The 18,007-nt window shown below is 68.0% G+C and carries 15 protein-coding genes; 5 read left to right on the top strand and 10 right to left on the bottom strand.

Going from position 1 to position 18,007, the window contains the following annotated elements:
• Nucleotides 1-4: 4 nt before the first annotated feature.
• Nucleotides 5-694, bottom strand: coding sequence for a ribonuclease HII (locus J0I99_RS16905; RefSeq protein WP_291394229.1), 690 nt, complete (start codon nucleotides 692-694; stop codon nucleotides 5-7).
• Between the two features lie 141 nt (nucleotides 695-835).
• Nucleotides 836-1,981: a PA0069 family radical SAM protein gene (locus J0I99_RS16900; RefSeq protein WP_291398714.1), complete on the bottom strand. Its 1,146-nt coding sequence runs from the start codon at nucleotides 1,979-1,981 to the stop codon at nucleotides 836-838.
• 256 nt (nucleotides 1,982-2,237) lie between these two features.
• On the opposite strand from J0I99_RS16900, the gene J0I99_RS16895 reads away from it, so the two are divergent.
• Nucleotides 2,238-2,936: a VIT family protein gene (locus J0I99_RS16895; protein ID WP_291394227.1), complete on the top strand. Its 699-nt coding sequence runs from the start codon at nucleotides 2,238-2,240 to the stop codon at nucleotides 2,934-2,936.
• Here J0I99_RS16895 and glyS read toward each other — a convergent pair.
• From glyS to J0I99_RS16860, 7 genes are all read right to left on the bottom strand, one after another.
• Nucleotides 2,933-4,957, bottom strand: coding sequence for a glycine--tRNA ligase subunit beta (gene glyS / locus J0I99_RS16890; RefSeq protein ID WP_291398713.1), 2,025 nt, complete (start codon nucleotides 4,955-4,957; stop codon nucleotides 2,933-2,935). The genes J0I99_RS16895 and glyS overlap by 4 nt on opposite strands.
• A gap of 711 nt (nucleotides 4,958-5,668) precedes the next feature.
• Nucleotides 5,669-7,579, bottom strand: coding sequence for a DUF2207 domain-containing protein (locus tag J0I99_RS16885; protein WP_291398712.1), 1,911 nt, complete (start codon nucleotides 7,577-7,579; stop codon nucleotides 5,669-5,671).
• A gap of 153 nt (nucleotides 7,580-7,732) precedes the next feature.
• Nucleotides 7,733-8,290 (bottom strand): LemA family protein, encoded by a 558-nt coding sequence (locus J0I99_RS16880; protein WP_291398711.1) that lies wholly within the window; start codon nucleotides 8,288-8,290, stop codon nucleotides 7,733-7,735.
• Nucleotides 8,291-8,466: 176 nt separating this feature from the next.
• Entirely contained in the window at nucleotides 8,467-8,661 is a 195-nt protein-coding gene (locus tag J0I99_RS16875) for a hypothetical protein (RefSeq protein WP_291398710.1), read from the bottom strand.
• A 7-nt stretch (nucleotides 8,662-8,668) separates the two neighbouring features.
• Complete coding sequence (gene moaB, locus J0I99_RS16870) at nucleotides 8,669-9,205, bottom strand: molybdenum cofactor biosynthesis protein B (protein WP_291393951.1); 537 nt, start codon at nucleotides 9,203-9,205, stop codon at nucleotides 8,669-8,671.
• 4 nt (nucleotides 9,206-9,209) lie between these two features.
• Nucleotides 9,210-10,604 (bottom strand): MFS transporter, encoded by a 1,395-nt coding sequence (locus J0I99_RS16865; RefSeq protein WP_291398709.1) that lies wholly within the window; start codon nucleotides 10,602-10,604, stop codon nucleotides 9,210-9,212.
• Between the two features lie 233 nt (nucleotides 10,605-10,837).
• Entirely contained in the window at nucleotides 10,838-11,644 is an 807-nt protein-coding gene (locus J0I99_RS16860; protein WP_291398708.1) for a uracil-DNA glycosylase, read from the bottom strand.
• A 10-nt stretch (nucleotides 11,645-11,654) separates the two neighbouring features.
• Here J0I99_RS16860 and J0I99_RS16855 point away from each other — a divergent pair, with 10 nt between their 5' ends.
• From J0I99_RS16855 to J0I99_RS16845, 3 genes are all read left to right on the top strand, one after another.
• A complete protein-coding gene (locus J0I99_RS16855; RefSeq protein ID WP_291398707.1) occupies nucleotides 11,655-13,352 on the top strand; it encodes an electron transfer flavoprotein-ubiquinone oxidoreductase in 1,698 nt (565 codons plus the stop codon).
• Nucleotides 13,353-13,456: 104 nt separating this feature from the next.
• On the top strand, nucleotides 13,457-15,199 hold the full coding sequence (locus J0I99_RS16850; protein WP_291398706.1) for a tetratricopeptide repeat protein: 1,743 nt from the start codon (nucleotides 13,457-13,459) through the stop codon (nucleotides 15,197-15,199).
• A complete protein-coding gene (locus J0I99_RS16845; RefSeq protein ID WP_291398705.1) occupies nucleotides 15,199-16,083 on the top strand; it encodes a 4-(cytidine 5'-diphospho)-2-C-methyl-D-erythritol kinase in 885 nt (294 codons plus the stop codon). Before J0I99_RS16850 ends, J0I99_RS16845 begins: the two co-directional genes overlap by 1 nt.
• 16 nt (nucleotides 16,084-16,099) lie before the next feature.
• Here the strand turns inward: J0I99_RS16845 and J0I99_RS16840 are convergent, their stop codons facing one another.
• Nucleotides 16,100-17,119 carry a polyprenyl synthetase family protein gene (locus J0I99_RS16840; RefSeq protein ID WP_291398704.1) on the bottom strand — a complete coding sequence of 340 codons (1,020 nt, stop codon included), beginning with the start codon at nucleotides 17,117-17,119 and terminating at the stop codon, nucleotides 16,100-16,102.
• A gap of 69 nt (nucleotides 17,120-17,188) precedes the next feature.
• Between J0I99_RS16840 and J0I99_RS16835 the strand changes: the two genes are divergently transcribed.
• Complete coding sequence (locus tag J0I99_RS16835; RefSeq protein ID WP_291398703.1) at nucleotides 17,189-17,971, top strand: methyltransferase; 783 nt, start codon at nucleotides 17,189-17,191, stop codon at nucleotides 17,969-17,971.
• The last annotated feature ends 36 nt before the right edge of the window (nucleotides 17,972-18,007 follow it).

Here is an 18,007-nt window from a genome sequence, read left to right as displayed (position 1 = left end):
CGAGCTAGGCAGCAGCGACCTCAATGGGGACGACGATGCCGGCATCCTTGAGGCGCTGCGCCTCGATGCACGGGGCGAAATCCATCCGGTGGTGGCGGCCCGGTCCGTGCTCGGTCAAGGCGGCAAGGTGCATCGGAGCGGCGTAGCCCTTGTGGCTGTCGAAACCAAAATGCGGCTCCTCGCAATGCATGATCTGGCACATGCGATCGCGAGTCACCTTGGCGACGATCGAGGCCGCCGCGATGGAGACGGACTTGCCGTCGCCACCGATAATCGCCTGTCCGGCGCAGGGCAGGTTCTTGGGCACCATGTGGCCATCGACGAGCACGTGGTCGGCTTTGACCGTCAGCCCACGCACCGCCTGGCCCATGCCCCAGAGCGACGCCTGCAGGATGTTCATGCGCGCGATCACCGAGGGCGGCATCACGGTGATGGAGACGATGGCCTTGGCCATGATCTCCTCATAGAGCTCCTCGCGCTCGGCGGCGGTGAGTTGCTTGGAATCGTTAAGGCCCGACGGCACGCGCCGATGGTTCAGCACCACGGCCGAAACGACCACGGGTCCGGCCAGCGGGCCGCGACCGGCCTCATCCACGCCGCAGACAATGGTTGCGCCGCGCTTGATCGCAGCCCGCTCGAACTTGAGCGTCGGCAGGGCGGGGACGATGGGCGGCGTCTGCGATTCGGTAGGCATGGCCCCTAGCATCGACACCAACGCTGGCGAGGCAAGGGCGAAGTGTGGGCCCTGGAACAACTCGGCGTGCAGTCCAATTGTCACCCCCAACTCGCCGGGGGGACACAGGAAGGGGACGAAATCGCGCCGCCTCCAAGCAGATCAGAACAGGCTCATCTGCCCGTCGTCCACGCTCGGGTGCTGGAACAGGTCGGTCCGGAGCGCCGGGATGGTCTTGTTCAGTCCGTACCGCTCCTTCGCGCGCTCCAGCCGCTGGCGCAGCAGCGTGGCATAGGGCCCGTCGCCGACGAAGCGGGTGTGGAAGTTGGGGTCGTTGTCCTTGCCGCCGCGCGCGTCGCGGATGAGGCCCATGACATGGCTGACCCGATCGGGGAAATGCCGCAGCAGCCACTCGCGGAAGATGTCGCGCACCTCGAGCGGCAGGCGCACCAGGATGGCGCTCGCGTCGCGGGCGCCCTGCGCGGCGGCGGCATCTAGGATGCGCTCGAGTTCCATGTCGTTGATCGCCGGGATCATCGGCGCGGCCATCACGGTGGTCGGCACACCGGCCTCCGACAGCAGGCGCACCGCCTCGAGCCGCTTCTCTGGCGTCGAGGCGCGTGGCTCCATCTTGCGCGACAGCTTGTGGTCCATGCTGGTGATCGACAGCGCCACGCGCACGAGGTTGAGCTCGGCCAGCGGCTTGAGGATATCGAGGTCGCGCACCACGAGGGCCGACTTGGTGGTGATGGTCACCGGATGCCTGGTCTCGAGCAGCAGCTCGAGGATGCCGCGCGTCAACCGGTGCTTGCGCTCTGCCGGCTGGTACGGATCGGTATTGGTGCCCATGGCGATCGGCCTGGGCTTGTAGCGCTTGTCGCTGAGCTCGCGCCGCAACTGCTCCACCGCGTTGGTCTTGACGTAGATGTCGCGCTCGAACTCCAGCCCCGGCGAGTGCCCGAGATAGGCGTGCGTCGGCCGCGCGAAGCAGTACGAGCAGCCGTGCTCACAGCCGCGATAGGCGTTGATCGAGCGGTCGAAACCGATGTCGGGGCTCTCGTTGCGCGTGATGATGGTGCGGGCGCGCTCGACATGCTCGATGGTTTCGAACGGCTTCAGGTCTTCCACCATGCCCCAGCCGTCGTCGACGGCCTCGCGGCTCTCCCGGTCGAATCGGCTGCCCTTGTTGGTTTGTGCGCCGCGGCCGCGATTGAGCGCCGGATCGACGAAGCGCCGCGCGATCAGGTCGGCATCGCGCGTGCCGCTGAGCCTTTCCAGCTGTTCGAAGTTCGGCGCAGTAACCCGCATGGTCATCTCCAGCGATCCGGTCGACGACTCGCCCACCGGCCAACGTTCCATCATGACTACCAGCTGCACGTGAACAGAACAAGAACAAACGAGCGGGGATAAGTCCGGGTCCAGGAGTCGAGGCGGCTGCTCGCGCGGTGCTCGCGAGCCGTTCACCCCACTTGATTCAGCGCTGCCCGGCGGCGAGAGTGTCACCCGTGAGTTGCCGGGCCGCCCTCGCGGCCGGAAGGCGAGTCTCGCAGGAGTGGACGGGTTCATGAGCAGGTTGCCGCATACCGAACGACACGCGATGGACCGTATCGGCTGGCTGCGCGCCGCGGTGCTGGGGGCCAATGACGGTATCGTCTCGACCTCGAGCCTGATCGTCGGCATTGCCGCGACGAGCGCGGGGCACGGCGCCGTGCTGACCGCGGGCGTTGCCGGACTGGTTGCCGGGGCGTTGTCCATGGCGGCGGGCGAGTATGTCTCGGTGAGTTCGCAGGCGGACACCGAGCGCGCCGACCTGGCGCGCGAGCGCCGCGAACTGGCCGAGCAGCCCGACAGCGAACTCGAGGAACTCACGAAGATCTACGAAGATCGCGGGCTCAGTCCGGCGCTGGCGCGCCAGGTCGCGCTGGAGCTGACCGCAGGCGATGCGCTCGCCGCCCATGCGCGCGACGAACTTGGGATCGTCGAGCACCTCGCGGCCAATCCGTTGCAGGCGGCCGTCACCTCGGCGATCACCTTCTCGGTGGGCGCGGCGGTGCCGCTGCTGGCAGTGCTGCTGACGCCGCCCGGCGCAGTGCTGGTCACAACCATCGTCGTGACCCTGCTGGCGCTTGCCGCGGTCGGCGCGTTGAGCGGGCTGACCGGAGGCGCCGGCACTGTCAGGCCGGCGCTGCGAGTCCTGGTCTGGGGCGCCATCGCCATGGCCGTGACCTTCGGCGTCGGCACCCTGTTCGGGGCCGTCGTCTAGCCCGCGACCTTCGAGAAATCCGCCACGAGCCGCATCGTGTCGCGCAGCTTGGCAAGCAGGTTGAGCCGGTTGGCGCGCACCGCCGGGTCGGCGTCGTTGACGAGGACGGCGTCGAAGAAGGCGTCGACCGGCTGGCGCAGCGTCGCCAGCGCCGCGATGGCGCCCTGGTAGTCGTTGCCGGCGACCTTGGCGGCCACGGCGGCATCGGCCTGCATGATGGCGTCGGCTAGGGCGATCTCGGCGTCGAGCTTGAGCTGCTCCTCGACCACCGGAGCGTCGTACTTCCGGCCGTCCTTCTTTTCCTCGGCGGCGAGGATGTTGGCGGCGCGGCGATAGCCGGCGAGGAGGTTCACGCCATCCTCCGAGCCGAGAAGCTTGCCCAGCGCATCGACGCGGCGGGTAATCTCGAGGATGTCGTTGCTGTCCTTGGAAATGACGGCGTCGACGAGGTCGTGGCGCGCCCCGGCATCGCGCAGCGAAACCTTCAGGCGATCGTGGAAGAAGCTGAGGAGGTCCGGCTCGACCTCGAGCGGGAAGGTCAGCTGGTTGTCCACGATGATGCGGATCACGCCGAGCGCGGCGCGGCGCAGGGCGAAGGGGTCGCGCGAGCCGGTGGGCTTCTCGTCGATGGCCCAGAAGCCGGTGAGGGTGTCGAGCTTGTCGGCCAGCGCCACGGCAATGGCGACCGGCTCGGCCGGGACGAGGTCGGTCGGGCCGAGCGGCTTGTAGTGGTCCGCGACGGCGTTGGCGATGGCGTTGGGCTCGCCTTGGGCCAGCGCGTAGTAGCGGCCCATGATGCCCTGCAGCTCGGGGAACTCGCCGACCATCCCGGTCGTGAGGTCGGCCTTGGCGAGCATGGCGGCGCGCTTGGCCTGATCGACGCTGGCGCCGACCCTGGGGGCGATCTCGCCGGCGAGATTCACCAGGCGCTCGACGCGCTGGAACTGCGTGCCCAGCCTGGCGTGGAAAACGCTCTCCTCGAGCTTGGGCAGGCCATGCTCGAGCGGCAGCGCCAGGTCCGTCTTGTAGAAGAAGCGGGCATCGGAGAGGCGGGCGCGGATCACGCGCTCGTTGCCGGCGATGATCTGCTTGCCGCCATCCTCGGCGATCTGGTTCGATGTGATGATGAAATTGGGCGCGAGCTTGCCCGCACCGTCGCGCAGGCAAAAGCACTTCTGGTTGGCGCGGATGGTGGCGATGATCACTTCCTCGGGCACTTCGAGGAAGGCGGGATCGAACGAGCCCATCATGACGACCGGCCACTCGACGAGGCCGGCGACCTCCTCGAGCAGGCCTTCGTCGTGGATGACGGTCAGCCCCTGGGCGAAGGCGAGGTTGTCGGCGTCGGCCTTGATGATTTCCTTGCGGCGATCGATGTCGAGCACGACCTTGGCCTTCTCGAGCGCCTGCACGTAGTCGTCGAAACGGCGCACGCGGATGGCGCCGGGCGCGAGAAAGCGGTGCCCGTAGGTGGTCTGGCCGCTCGTGACGGTGTTCGACTTGAACGGGATGACCGCCGGCTCGTCGTTCTCGGTGCCGAAGGTGGCGGTGATGGCGCGCAGCGGCCGCACCCAGCTCAGCCCGCCATTGCCCCACTGCATCGATTTCGGCCAGTCGAAGCCGGTGATCACCTTGGGCAGGAGGGTCGAGAGGATCTCGGTGGCCTCGGCGCCCTTCCTGTCGATATGGGCGACGTAGAACTCGCCCTTCTTGGGGTCGCTTTCAATCTTCGCCTGCTCGATCGAGGCGAGACCGGCCGCCTTGAGGAAACCGTCGATCGCCTGCTGCGGCGAGCCGACGCGCGGGCCCTTCTTCTCCTCGCGCGTATCGGGCGAGCGAGCCGGCAGGCCGGTGACCGTCAGGGCCAGGCGCCGCGGCGTCACGAAGGCCTTGGCGCTCTCGTAGATGAGGCCGGCGTCGACCAGGGCGTTGGTCACGGCCTTCTTCAGTTCCTCGGCCGCCTTGCGCTGCATGCGCGCCGGGATTTCTTCCGAGAACAGTTCGACAAGCAGTTCAGGCATCTCTGGCACCGGCGATTAGGGCGCGGGAGGACTAGCAAGGGGCGCGGCTGATGTCCATGCGGCAGCACAGGCGACCCGGCCGCCTTGCGGCTTCGGGTTATGATGGGCGGGGCGACCGGCGCGGTTTAGGGCCACGCGGTTAGTCCGCAAATGAAACGGCCGTCGCCGCGCCGGTCGGATCGAGGTCTGAGTGAGACCGATATCGTGAGGGAGCGTGCGCGGCTGGCTCTCTCCACACCCCTGTTACCAGGACGGGACCTGACCAGTCGGCCGGTTGCCCACGATACCGACCTGCCATGGGACGACTCCCATGACCCTCGATATCCAGCCACCATTCGTTCGTCGCGAGCGCCCGCCCGTGGTTGGACCGGGAGAGGATAAGGGGGGTGTGGAGGGGCGGGGACAAGATTCTTTGGGTCAGCAGTTCAGTGCGTGGGCGGCAGGCCCGGTGCGTGCGCCGGACCCAACGCTCGGCTGGTGCGGGTTGAGGCTTGGGTCCCAGCTTTCGCTGGGATGACAGCCAGTGGGGTGGTGGGCTCGGTGCCCACATCAAACGCGGTGTCACCCCGGCGCAGTCCGGGGTCCATCTCTCCGCTGGCGCGGGCTGTCCATGGGGTCCCTGCTTTCGCAGTGATGACAGCTGGGGGCAGGACGTGGTCGTGCTCCAGGAACGGGGTCACCCCGGCGGAGGGCCGGCTCGCGGTGGGGGCTTTACCACCCGCCGCCGCCCCCGCCGCCTCCTCCGCCGCCCGAACCACCACCGCCACCGCCGGAGAAGCCGGAGCCGGAGGAGCTTGAGGGTTGGGCGGCGACCATGGCGGCGCTCATGCCGCTGGCCACGGACGAGACGGTGTTGGAGAAGCCGCCGCTGGAGGTGGACCAGTCGCGGCCCGAGTAGAAGCCGGGCGTGTAGACGCCGCCCGGAGCGTCGGCGACGGCGTTGCGCGACAATTCGCCCTCGAAGTGCTGCGACCACGGCTTCTCGACGCCCAGCGCGATGGCATAGGGCAGGATGCGCTCGAAGCGCTCGACCGTCATCGGCGGCTCGCCGACCATGTTCAGCCGGTTTTTCTCGGCTGTATCCATGTACATCTTGAAGCCATCCAGCTGGTCCATGACCTTGCGGCCCTGCACGGTCGGCGCCCGCATCAGCACGGCGAAGATGACGTTGACGACGATGATCGAGGCCGCGCCGATCAGCGGTACGTCGAGCTGGATGTCGCTGAGGAACGAAGTGGCCGCGCCGATCAGGTTGGAACCGAAGATCACCACCCAGACGCCGATGATGATCTTGGCGATGATCGGCGTGGACCAGAAGCCCCGCAGGATGCCGGCGAGGACGCCGACGAAGACGGCGCCGATCGCGGCGAAGACCAGCGTGACCGGGTCGATGAGATCGAACAGCACCATGCCGAGCAGCAGCAGCGCTGAGAGCGCCAAGCCGAAGACGACGTAGCCGAAATTGTTCCTGAAGTAGACCTGCCGGTTCTCGCCTTCGATCGCCGCTACGAACTGGCCGCGCGTCTCGTTGAGCCTGGGGCCGGTGGTGGTGTTCACCGTCACGCTGCCGTTGGCGTTGAAGTAGTTGTAGATCACCCGCTCCGCCGCGCCGAGATCGGCTGGCGGGGCCTTGCCGGTCACCGTGACGGTCAGCGTCTTGCCGGGGTTGTCGATCCTGACGAGGCCCTTGACGCCGAGGTCGAAGATCGAAGCCGTGAACGCAGTCCAGCCGCCCTTGGCCCAGCCCATGCCGTCGACATATTCGGCCAGCGCCGGCGAAAAGCCCTTCGGCGGGTGGAACAGCGGGATGATGGTGCCCTTCTTCGGGTCCCGCCCCACCGAGACCCAGGCCCACAGGTTGTAGAGCAGCACCACGGCGACGGCCAGCCCGGGGCCGACCACGTCGCGATGGTCGCTGATCCAGTAGAGCAAGCGATCGACGCCCTGCGGTTCGGCGAGGATGCCTTTCTGGAACGAGGCGGCGACGCTGAACCCTTCACCGGCGCGCAGCGGGCGCGTGGTGCGGAAGATCGCCATGCTGTCGGAACTGCGGGTGATCTCGACCGCCTGCTCCATCGAGCCGACGGGGCCGGTGTAGCCGACGAGGTCCTTTATCACCGCGCCCGGCGGCAGCGCGATCGAGGCGACGGCCGTATCGATGGGGAAGACCCAGTAGTTGCCGGTGACGTTCCAGAACAGCTCGTCATGGTCGGCGAAGGTCCGTCCCATGCGGCTCATCGAGTAGCGGATGGTGTAGCGGTGCTTGCCGTAGCTGAGGAACACGTCGGCGTCGCCGATGCGGATGCGCTTGAACCCTGCCGCGAGGTTTTCGAGCGAGTAGGGTTCGGTCCGGCCGTCGCGCGTCACCGACGTGACGGTGAGCGTGGAACGCAGCCGCGACCGGTCCGGGTTGATGAGGATCAGCGGGATGTCGCGATAGATGCCGCGCCGGATCTCGTCGCCCTCGGCGTTGACCTCGATGGTCTCGATCACGTCGACGGAGCCGTCGACGTTGAGCGTGATGGCGGAGGCGAAGGAGGTGATGGCCTCGCGGGCGAGGGCGGGGTGAGCAAAGAGGACGGAGAGAATCAGCGCTACTGCAAATAGCAGCGCGTGCTGCACCCCCCTCCCGGCCTTCCCCACAAGGGGGGAGATGAAGTGAAGAGCTTGTGGCTCGATTGTGCCAGGCGAACCGGCAGGCACCTCCCCCCTTGGGAGGGAGGACGGGAGGGGGGTGGCCGCGCGCGCCATGGCTGAGGCTCCCACGCGAGCGTCCTAGAACTTCACCTGCGGCACGGCCCGGTCGGCCTCGTTGTCGAGTTCGAAATACTCGGCCTTCTCGAACTTGAAGGCATTGGCGAGGATGTTGGAAGGAAAGCTCTCCACCGCCGTGTTCAGGTTGCGCACGGCGCCGTTGTAGTAGCGGCGGGCGAGCTGGATCTCGTCCTCGACAGTCTGCAGCGCTGACTGGAACTCGAGGAAGGTGGTGTTGGCCTTGAGGTCGGGATAGGCCTCGGCGATGGCGAGCAGCTTGCCCAGCGCACCGGACAGCGCGCCTTCGAGTTGGCTGCGCTCGGCCGGGCCGGCATTGGCGCCGGCGGTAGCGGCAGCGCGGGCCCGGGTCACGGCCTCGAGCGTCTCGCGCTCGTGGCCCATGTAGCCCTTCACCGTCTCCATCAGGTTGGGAATCATGTCGGTGCGGCGCTTGAGCTGCACATCGATGCCGGACCAGCCCTCCTCCTTGAGCTGACGCTTGGAGACAAGGTCGTTGTAGACGAGGATCGCATAGCCGGCGGCGGCGATGACGATGGCTAGGATGATCAGGCCGGTCATGGGAGCCCTCCGCTGCGCCGGGTTACCGCAAAGAGTGTCACCACGGCTCCGGCGCTTCAACTGAATTGCGCCGCCTGAACCGGTAATGAACGTGTTTTTGGAAGAGCTTCCGGCGGGCGGTTCAGGCGCAGAATGAACCGATAATCGGCAAATATGAAGAAGTAACTGAAAACGAGTTACGTCTTCGGTTCCTCGGATTCATCAATGCCGGACAGCGGGTCGCGCTTATGCTTGCCGCGTCGCTTGTAGGCCTTGGGGTCTGCCTCGACCCTGGGCTGGAACTGCCCGCCCAGCAGGGACCTGGCCGCGAGATTGCGCGGCGCCACCTGCTTGCGCGTCAGCTTCACGGTCAGCTTCTCGTTTTTCGCCATGGCGGCCTCAGCGCTCGGCGAGGCGGGGCATCAGCTCGACGAAGTTGCAGGGCTTGTGCCGGTTGTCCAACTGGGCGCGCAGGATCCCCTCCCAGCCGTCGCGACAGGCGCCCCGCGAACCGGGCAGGCAGAAGACGAACGTCTCGCCGATCAGCCCGCCGGTGGCGCGCGACTGCAGGGTCGAGGTGCCGACGGTGGTGGCGGAATACTGGTGGAAGAGCACCGAGAATCCGTCGATGCGCTTCTGGAACAACGGCTCCAGCGCCTCGGGTGTGACGTCCCGGCCGGTAAAGCCGGTGCCGCCGGTGGTGATGATGGCGTCGACCGCGGGGTTCACCACCCACTCCATCACCCTGGCGCGGATCTGGTGGATGTCGTCGCGCACGACGGCGCGTTCGAAGCAGGTGTGGCCGTCGCCTTCCAGCAGCGACTTGAGCAGGGCGCCGCCGGTATCGGTTTCGAGCGTGCGCGTGTCGGACACGGCAAGGACCGCGATCGACAACGGCGTGAACGGCCTGGCGAGGTCAAGTTCGCTCTTGAACATGCGGTTACTCCGGCCTGGGCTTGTCCGACCTGTCGGTCTCGCCGGGAGCGTCGGGCTTGGGATGATCGGGGGCGAGGACGACCGGTTCGATCGGGTCGGGCACGATCACCTCGGCCTCGCCGGTTGGGGCAGGATGGACCCTGGCAGGCGGCACGAGGTTGTCTTCGGACGCTTCGATGCGTGGGTCGAGCTCGACCGTGCCCGGCGAGATCGGCTTTTCGGCATTCATTGCGCGGAACCGGACCCGCCCGTGGGCGTCGCGCACCGGCCGCACCTTCATGCGCAGGAAGGCGGTCACGGCGAGCGCGCCGTGGAAGGTGGCCGTGACGATGAACAGGCCCACCGGGGCAATGGCGTTCATCACCCAGCTGGCGACGATCGGACCGATGGCGAGGCCGATGCCGAGGATCAGCAGCATGCCGCCGGCGACGCGCCCGAACTCGCCCTCCTTGGCGAAGTCGTTCGCATGCGCCACGGCAATGGCATAGAGCGGATAGGCGCCGAGGCCGTAGAAGCCGAACAGGACGAACATCGCGATCCCGCTGGCCGGATTGATCAGCACGGTCAGCAACCCGACGACCGCGGCGAACCCGCTGAGGCCGACGATCACCAGCCGACGGTCGATCCGGTCGCTCAGCCGCCCGAACGGGGTCTGGGCGATGGCCCCGACAATGGCCGTGACCGAGAACAGGTAGGCGATGGTCGCCGGTTCGAGCTTCTGTGCGAAGCCATAGACAGGCGCCAGCGTACCGAATGTGCCGTTGGACATGCCGCAGGCGAAGGCCGCGATCACCGCCAGCGGCGACGTCCTGTAGAGCAGGACGACGTCGAGTCGCGCCGACGAGATCGGCCGGGGCTGCGGCGTCGAGGTCAGCGCCGTCGGCAGCAACGCGCAGATGAAGGCGATCGCGCCGACGACGAAGGGGACGTAGCCGAAGGTACCGGTGACCGACATGGCCAGCTGCCCGACGGTCGAAGCCGCCATGTTGATGGTCGAGTAGACCGAAAAGATCGTGCCGCGGCTCTTGTTGTCGGCGACTTCGTTGAGCCAGCTCTCGACGATCATCGCCGCGCCGGCGAAGCAGTAGCCGGAGGCGGCGCGCAGCACGATCCAGCCGATGTCCTGGACCCAAAGCAGGTTCAGCAGAATCGTGATGGTGCCGATTGCCGCCATGATCGAATAGGCGCGGATATGGCCGACGCGCTTGACGAGCAGCGGCACAGTGATCGAGCCGGCCACGAATCCGACCGACCAGCCGGTGCCGATCAGGCCCAGCGCGGCGAGCGAAAATCCCTCTTCGGCGCCGCGCACGGACAGCAACAGGCCCTGCAGCCCGCCGCCGAACATGAGCAGGGCCGATCCGATGAACAGGGCATAGATCTTGAGGGCTGACGACATGGCGCTTTCCGCGGTCTTGGGCCCGAGGCGCTTGCCCTTCGAACCGGACCAAATTCGGGCAGCACAATCAAGCGCCAAGAATATTCCTGGGTCGATAGTCTTAAGTCGTAGTTGAGGCGGGGTCGGGCGACTGACGCCGAGGCGACCTGGTTCTCTGCTCTCGCAGGGATGACATGGAGGCCCGCTACGCCGCTCGACCTTGATGGGGCGGCGGCGTCAGCCTAGGTCGACCCCTAGCCCTCCATCGCCTGCTTTAGGCCCAGCATGTCGCGCCAGGCGAGGGCCTTGCTCGCCGGGGTGCGCAGCAGGTAGGCCGGGTGCAGCGTGGCGAGGGCGCGGGTGCGATGGCTGTTGACGGTGAGGTCGCGCCACTGGCCGCGCATCCTGGTGATGCCGTTCTGGGTCTGGAACAGCGCCTTGGTCGGCACGTTGCCGAGCGTCACGAGGAATTTCGGGGCCACCAACTCGACCTGCCGCAGCAGGAAGGGAGCGCACAGCGCCAGTTCCTCCGGAGAGGGCTCGCGATTGCCGGGCGGACGCCAGGGCACCATGTTGGCGATGTAGACCTTGGTGCGGTCGAGCCCGATGGCGCCCAGCATGCGGTCGAGCAGCTGCCCGGCACGGCCGACGAACGGTTTGCCCTGCAGGTCCTCCTGCTCGCCCGGGCCTTCCCCCACCAGCATGATCTCGGCTTCCGGATTGCCGTCGGCGAAGACCAGTTGCGTCGCGCGTTTTTTCAGCGTGCAGCCTTCGTACGCCTCCATCGCGGCGCGCAACGCTTCGAGCGTCGGCGCGGCCGTGGCGATCGCCGTCGTCTCGGAAGGATCGGCCGAGAGCGACAGGGCGATTGGCGCCGCGACGGGCGCCGCTGACGGGGCCGAGATCGGCGCGGCGGCCGCGGGGCGGGACCGTGACGGCGTCACCGAAGCGGCAAAGCGATCGACCGGCTCCTCGACGACGGCGAAATCGACCCCGACGGCACGATACCAGTCGAGCGCCGCGCGGGCTTCGGCCTCATTTAGCGGTCGATTTTCGGACATGGGTTCTGTTATGTCACAGCCCGCCTTGCCCCGCCACAGCGATTGGATCGAGACCTTGGCCGACGCCGGAAGCCGAGAGATCATCGAAACCGACGTGCTCATCGTCGGGGCCGGTCCCGCGGGGCTCAGCGCCGCCATCCGGCTCAAGCAGGTGGCTCCGAACCTCGGCGTGACGGTGGTGGAAAAGTCGGCCGAACTGGGCGGTCACATCATTTCCGGCGCGGTAATGAACCCGGTGGGGCTCGATGCGCTGCTGCCCGACTGGCGCGACCTCGGCGCCCCGGTCGGTCCGAAGGTCACGCGCGACACCTTCCACTTCCTCACCGGCACGGCTGATCTCCAGCTGCCCGGACAGATGATACCGCCACAGATGAAGACGCCCGATGCGGTGATCGTAAGCCTGGGCGACCTGGTGAAATGGCTTGGCGAGCAGGCGCAGGGACTGGGCGTCGACATCTTTCCGATGACGGCGGCCGTGGATGTGCTGACCGGCGAGAACGGGCAGGTCGAGGGTATCATCACCGGCGACCTCGGCGTCGGCGCCGATGGCGAGCCCAAGTCCACCTATGCGGCGGGCATCGGCCTCAAGGCGAAATACACACTGATCGGCGAGGGCGCGCGGGGCTCCCTGGCCAAGGCGCTGATCCAGCGGTTCGGCCTCGCTGATGGCCACGACCCGCAGTTCTACGGCCTCGGGATCAAGGAGGTCTGGGAGATCGCACCCGACCGGCACGAGCCGGGCCGCGTCGACCACTACCTGGGCTTCCCGCTCGACGACGCCACCTCGGGCGGCGGCTTTGCCTATCATGCCGAAGGCAACAGGCTTTACCTCGGCCTCGCCGTCCACCTCTCCTATTCCGATCCGACGTTGTCGCCCTTCGGCGAGTTCCAGCGCTTCAAGCAGCATCCGGCGATTGCGCGGCTGCTCGAGGGCGGCCGGCGCGTGAGCTACGGCGCCCGGGCCATGACCTCGGGCGGGCTGCAGTCGATCCCCGATCTCGCCTTTCCGGGCGGCGCGCTGATCGGCTGCGCGGCCGGGTTCATGAACGTGCCGGCGCTCAAGGCCATCCACAATGCCATCCGTTCCGGCATGGCCACGGCGGAACGCGTCGCTGCGGCGATTGCCGAGGGCAGGGCGCATGACACGCTCGAGGGGCTCGACGAGTCGGTGCTGGCCACCGGGATCGGCGCGGAACTCGGGCCGGTGCGCAACGTCAAGCCGCTCTGGTCGCGCTTCGGCACCCTGGCCGGCGTACTGCTCGGCGGTTTCGACATGTGGTGCGAGGCGCTGCTGCGCGTCTCGCCGTTCGGCACGCTTCGCCACGGCAAGGCCGATTCCGAGACGCTGAAGCCGATCCAGGAGGCTACGCCGCGCGCCTATGCGCGCCCCGACGGGGTGACGACCTTCGATCGCGCCGCCTCGGTCTATCTCGCCAATCTCAGCCACGACGAGGACCAGCCGGTCCACCTGCGCCTCGCCGATCCCTCGGTGCCGGTGCGCGAGAACCTCCCGCGCTACGGCGAGCCGGCCCCGCTCTATTGCCCCGCAGGCGTATACGAGATGGTCGAAGAGGGGGGAGCGCCGGTCTTTCGCATTCACGCGGCCAACTGCGTCCACTGCAAGACGTGCGACATCAAGGACCCGGCCCGGAACATCACCTGGGTTCCGCCGGAGGGCGGGTCGGGTCCCAATTACTCGGGCATGTGAGGCCGTCACTTCATCGTGCCTGCCCCTTGCGGCGCAGTCCTAAAATCGACCATCTTTCCGCGGTTACTCGCAGTCTACCTGTCCCCCCGGAGTTATCGAGCCTCGTGACCCACAAAGCCCGCCTCGTGTCTGGTGTCCTGTTCGCCGCCATGCTTGCCGCGAGCAGCGCGATGGCCCTCGAATCCGGCGCCATGCTGCCGCTGATGAGCGACAGCGTCACCGGGAGCTATCTTGCCGGCCGCCAGGCCCTGACCGACCTGCGGACCGAAGATGCCGCGCGCTACTTCCGCGCCGCCGCCGCCGGAGACTGGGACAATCCGGTGATCATCGAGCGCAGCTTCGTCGCCGATACCGCCAACGGCCAGATCGCCGAGGCGGCGCGTGTCGCCAAGCACCTGCTGGAACTCAGCGCGCCCAATGACCTTGCGAGCCTCGTGATTGGCGCGCAGGCGGTGAAGGAGCGCCGCTATGGTGCGGCCGCGCGCGAGCTGGAATCGGTCGGCGGCGACACCTTCGCCGGCATCACCGGCGGCATCCTGCGCGCCTGGGCCCTGATCGGCGACGGCAAGCGCGACGAGGCCGACAAGGTGCTCGACGAGCTGGGGCAGGGCGGACTCGAGGATTTCCTCGTCTTCCACCGCGCCGTGATGGCCGATGTCGAAGGCCGCAGCGCCGAAGCCCTGGTGCTCGCCAAGAAGGCCTACGAGGCGGATCCACAGGTCGCCCGGATCGTGGAGGCCTATACCCGCATGCTCGGCAATGCCGGCCGTTTCGACGAGGCCGAGAAGGTCATCGCCGATTTCGCGGCGCAGGGTCTCGACCATCCCCTGATCGATGCGGTCAAGGCCAAGATCGACCTCAAGCAGCGGCCGGGTGTGTTCGCGGCGGACATCCAGGCCGGCGCGGCCGAGATGTTCCATTCGGTGGGCGTGGCGCTCGCCCGCGAGGGCAGTCCCGATATCGCGGCGGCGTTCCTGCAGATGGGGATGTATCTCGATCCCCGCTCCGACGTCATCGACCTGGTCTATGGCCAGTTGCTCGACGGCGCCAGCCAGCACGATGCCGCCAACCGGATCTACGATGCCATTCCGGCAGATTCGCCGATGAAGCCCATGGCGGTGGTACGCGTCGCCGAAAATCTCGACGCGCTGGGCAGCCGGGACGAGGCCTTGCGGCGGCTCGGCAATATCGTGCAGCAGAACCCGCGCGACCTCGATGCGCTTTCGGTGCTGGGCGACATGCAGCGCGCCGCCGAGAAATACGCCGAGGCTGCAGCCACCTACACCAAGGCGCTGGATGTGGCGGGCGGCGACGCGCCCGGCGACTGGCGTTTCTACTATGTCCGCGGCATTTCCTATGAGCGCAACAAGGAGTGGAGCAAGGCCGAGGCCGACTTCAAGCGTGCACTCCAGCTCAATCCCGACCAGCCCCAGGTGCTGAACTACCTGGGCTACAGCTGGGTGGACCAGGGCGTGAACCTCATACCGGCGCTCGACATGATCCAGAAGGCAGTCGCCGCTGCACCCAACGACGGCTACATCATCGACAGCCTCGGCTGGGCCTATTATCGGCTCGGCCGCTTCGACGAGGCCGTGCAGCAGCTCGAGCTCGCCGTGCAGCTGCGCTCGACCGATCCCGAGATCAACGACCACCTGGGTGATGCCTACTGGCGGGCCGGGCGCACGCTCGAGGCGAAGTTCCAGTGGAACATCGCCGCCTCGGTCGACAAGGAGGGCAACGTCAAGGCGCGGGTCGCCAAGAAGCTGGCCGAGGGGCTGGACGCCGTCGAGGCGGCGCCCGAGAGGGGCCCGGTGGCCGAGGGCGCAACCGCTCCCACCGCCAACTGATGGCGGCACCGACCGAGGCCGCCCTCACGGAGGCGGCCCCCGCCAAGGTCAACCTGGCGCTGCATGTCGTCGGCAGGCGCGTCGATGGCTACCATGAGCTCGAGAGCCTCGTGGCCTTCGTCGATATTGCCGACGAACTGGTGGCGCGTCCGGCCAGAACCGACCGGCTGACCGTCATCGGCCCGTTCGCGGCGGCAGCCGGCAGCTCGGACTCCAACCTGGTGATGCGGGCCGTCCGCGCCTTCCGTGCACGCTGGCCGGATCGCCTGCCGACCGGGCTCGACATCACGCTGACCAAGAACCTGCCGGTGGCGGCCGGCATCGGGGGTGGCTCCGCCGACGCGGCGGCGATGCTGCGCCTGCTGGCGCGCCTCGGCGATGGCGACTTTCCGCTGGCCGAGCTGCGTGCCATCGCGCTCACCCTGGGCGCCGACGTGCCGATGTGCCTGCTGTCGCGACCGGCGGAAGTCCGGGGCGTCGGCGAGATTATCCACCCGCTGCGCGACTTTCCCCCGACCCACCTGGTGCTGGTCAATCCGCTGGTGCCGGTCGCTACCGCCGAGGTGTTCCGCCGCCTCGAGCGCCGCCACAACCCGCCGATGCCGGCCCTGCCGCAGCCGCTGACCCGGCCGGCGCAACTGGGGCTGTGGCTGGCGGAGACACGCAACGACCTCGAGCCGGCCGCGGTTGCGCTCGTGCCGGCAATCGGCGAGCTGCTGGCCGACATGCGGCTCCTCGACGGCTGCGCGCTGGCCCGCATGTCGGGTTCGGGCGGGACGGTGTTCGGGCTGTTCGGCTCGGCCGCCCAAGCGCATCAGGCGGCGCATGAGCTACGCGCCCGCCATCCCCAGTACTGGGTGGCCGCCGCGCCGGCCATCGGCTGAGCGGCCGCCCGCGAGCTCAGTAGGCGCGGCTGGCCGTGAACTCGGCGACGCCGGCGAGGATGTCCTTCATCTCGCTGGCGGGGAGCGAGCGCAGCGCATCGGTGGCCTGGCGCACGTGGGTCTCGGCCCGAACGATGGTCCGGCCCAGCGTGTCGTAGCGCTCGAAGATGGCGACGACCTGCCCGAGCTGGTCGGGGCCGGTATCGATGCGGCCCAGGGCCGAGACAATCGTTTCGCGCTCGGCGGGGGTCGCCTGCTTGAGCGCCAGGATGACCGGCAGCGTCATCTTGCCTTCGCGCAGGTCGTCGCCGGTGTTCTTGCCCAATGTTCCAGCCTCGCCGCGATAGTCGAGCACGTCGTCGACCAGCTGGAAGGCAAAGCCGAGCTCGCGGCCGTAGTTCCTCAGAGCCCGCCGGCCGGCTGCGTCGGCGCCGCCCGCCATCGCGCCCACTTCGGTTGCCGCTTCGAACAGGGTGGCGGTCTTGGCGCCGATCACTTCGTCGTAGTCGGACGAGCTGGTGGTGAGGTCGCGCGTCTTGGCCAGCTGCAGCACCTCGCCCTCGGCGATGATCGAGGCCGCCTTCGAGATCACCCGCAGCGCCTCGACATTGCCGGTGTCGACCATCATCATGAAGGCCTGCCCGAGCAGGAAGTCGCCGACCAGCACGCTGGCCTGGTTGCCCCACTTCATCCGCGCGGCCGCGCGTCCGCGCCGCATGTTGCTCTCGTCGACGACATCGTCGTGCAGCAGCGTGGCGTTGTGCATGAACTCGACCGCCGCGGCGAAATTGACTTCGCTGCCGGTGCTCCGGCCGAACAGCATCGAGGCCGCGATGGTCAGCATGGGCCTGAGCCGCTTGCCGCCGGAATCGATCAGGTAGCGCGCCACCTCCGGCACCAACTCGACATGCGAGCTGGCCTTGTCGAGGATCATCGCATTGACGCGCTCCATGCCGGGGCGGGTCGCATCGAGCAGCCGATCCAATGCGTTGGCGCTGCTGGTCGCCTCGTTTGCCGCTGCCGCCGAAAGAGCCATGAAATCCCCGGTTTGAGGTCCGCCCGCGGCGCCCTATAGTCGGGCCGAACGAACCGTCGCGATGGTGCGATGTCCCTAGACCACGCCACCGATCTTGTAAAACAACAAACGCTGACGCGCGACGCCTTTTTGGGCGGCCGGCTGACCGTGGCGCAGCCCGAGCGCGGCTTCCGGGCCGGTCTCGACTCGGTCCTGCTCGGGGCGGCGGTACGCACCCGCGCGCTGCGCCTGCTCGACCTTGGAGCCGGCGTCGGCACCGCCGCTCTGGTCGCGCTGGCCGATCGACCGGAGTTGTCCGCCACCCTGGTCGAGGCCGATCCGGTGATGCTGGCGATCGCCGCCGGCAACGTGGCCGACAACGGCCTGGCGATGCGGACCAGGCTCGTCGGCCTCGACCTGACCGCGCCGGGTCGGGTTCGCGCCGCCGCCGGACTTGCCGCCGATCACTTCGACAGCGTCATCGCCAACCCGCCGTTTTTCGATCCCGGGCGCGGCTCTGCGCCGGCCCAGTCCCGTGCCGGGGCGCGGCACATGGGCGAGGCGAAACTCGATACCTGGGCCAAGGTCGCCGCGACGCATGCCGCGCCGGACGGCGAGGTCATCTTCATCCACACCGCCGAGGCGCTGCCGCCGCTGCTGATCGCCTTCACACAGCGCTTCGGCGCGGTGACCGTGCTGCCGCTGCTGCCGCGCGAAGGCCAGCCGGCAAGCCGCGTGGTGGTGCGCGGCATCAAGGGCTCCCGTGCGCCCTTCCGGCTGCTTGCCGGCCGGGCCTTGCACGAGAGCGACGGCCGCGCCTTCCGGCCCGAGTTCGACGCGATCTTCCGTGGCACTGGCCGGCTTGTCTGGTAAAGCCGCGGCGGGCCACATACATCTGCCGGGCAATCG

This window comes from Devosia sp., from assembly GCF_017307495.1.
GTDB lineage: Bacteria > Pseudomonadota > Alphaproteobacteria > Rhizobiales > Devosiaceae > Devosia_A.
The sequence above is the reverse complement of the archived record's forward strand: the minus strand, read 5'-3'. Positions and strand labels throughout refer to the sequence as shown.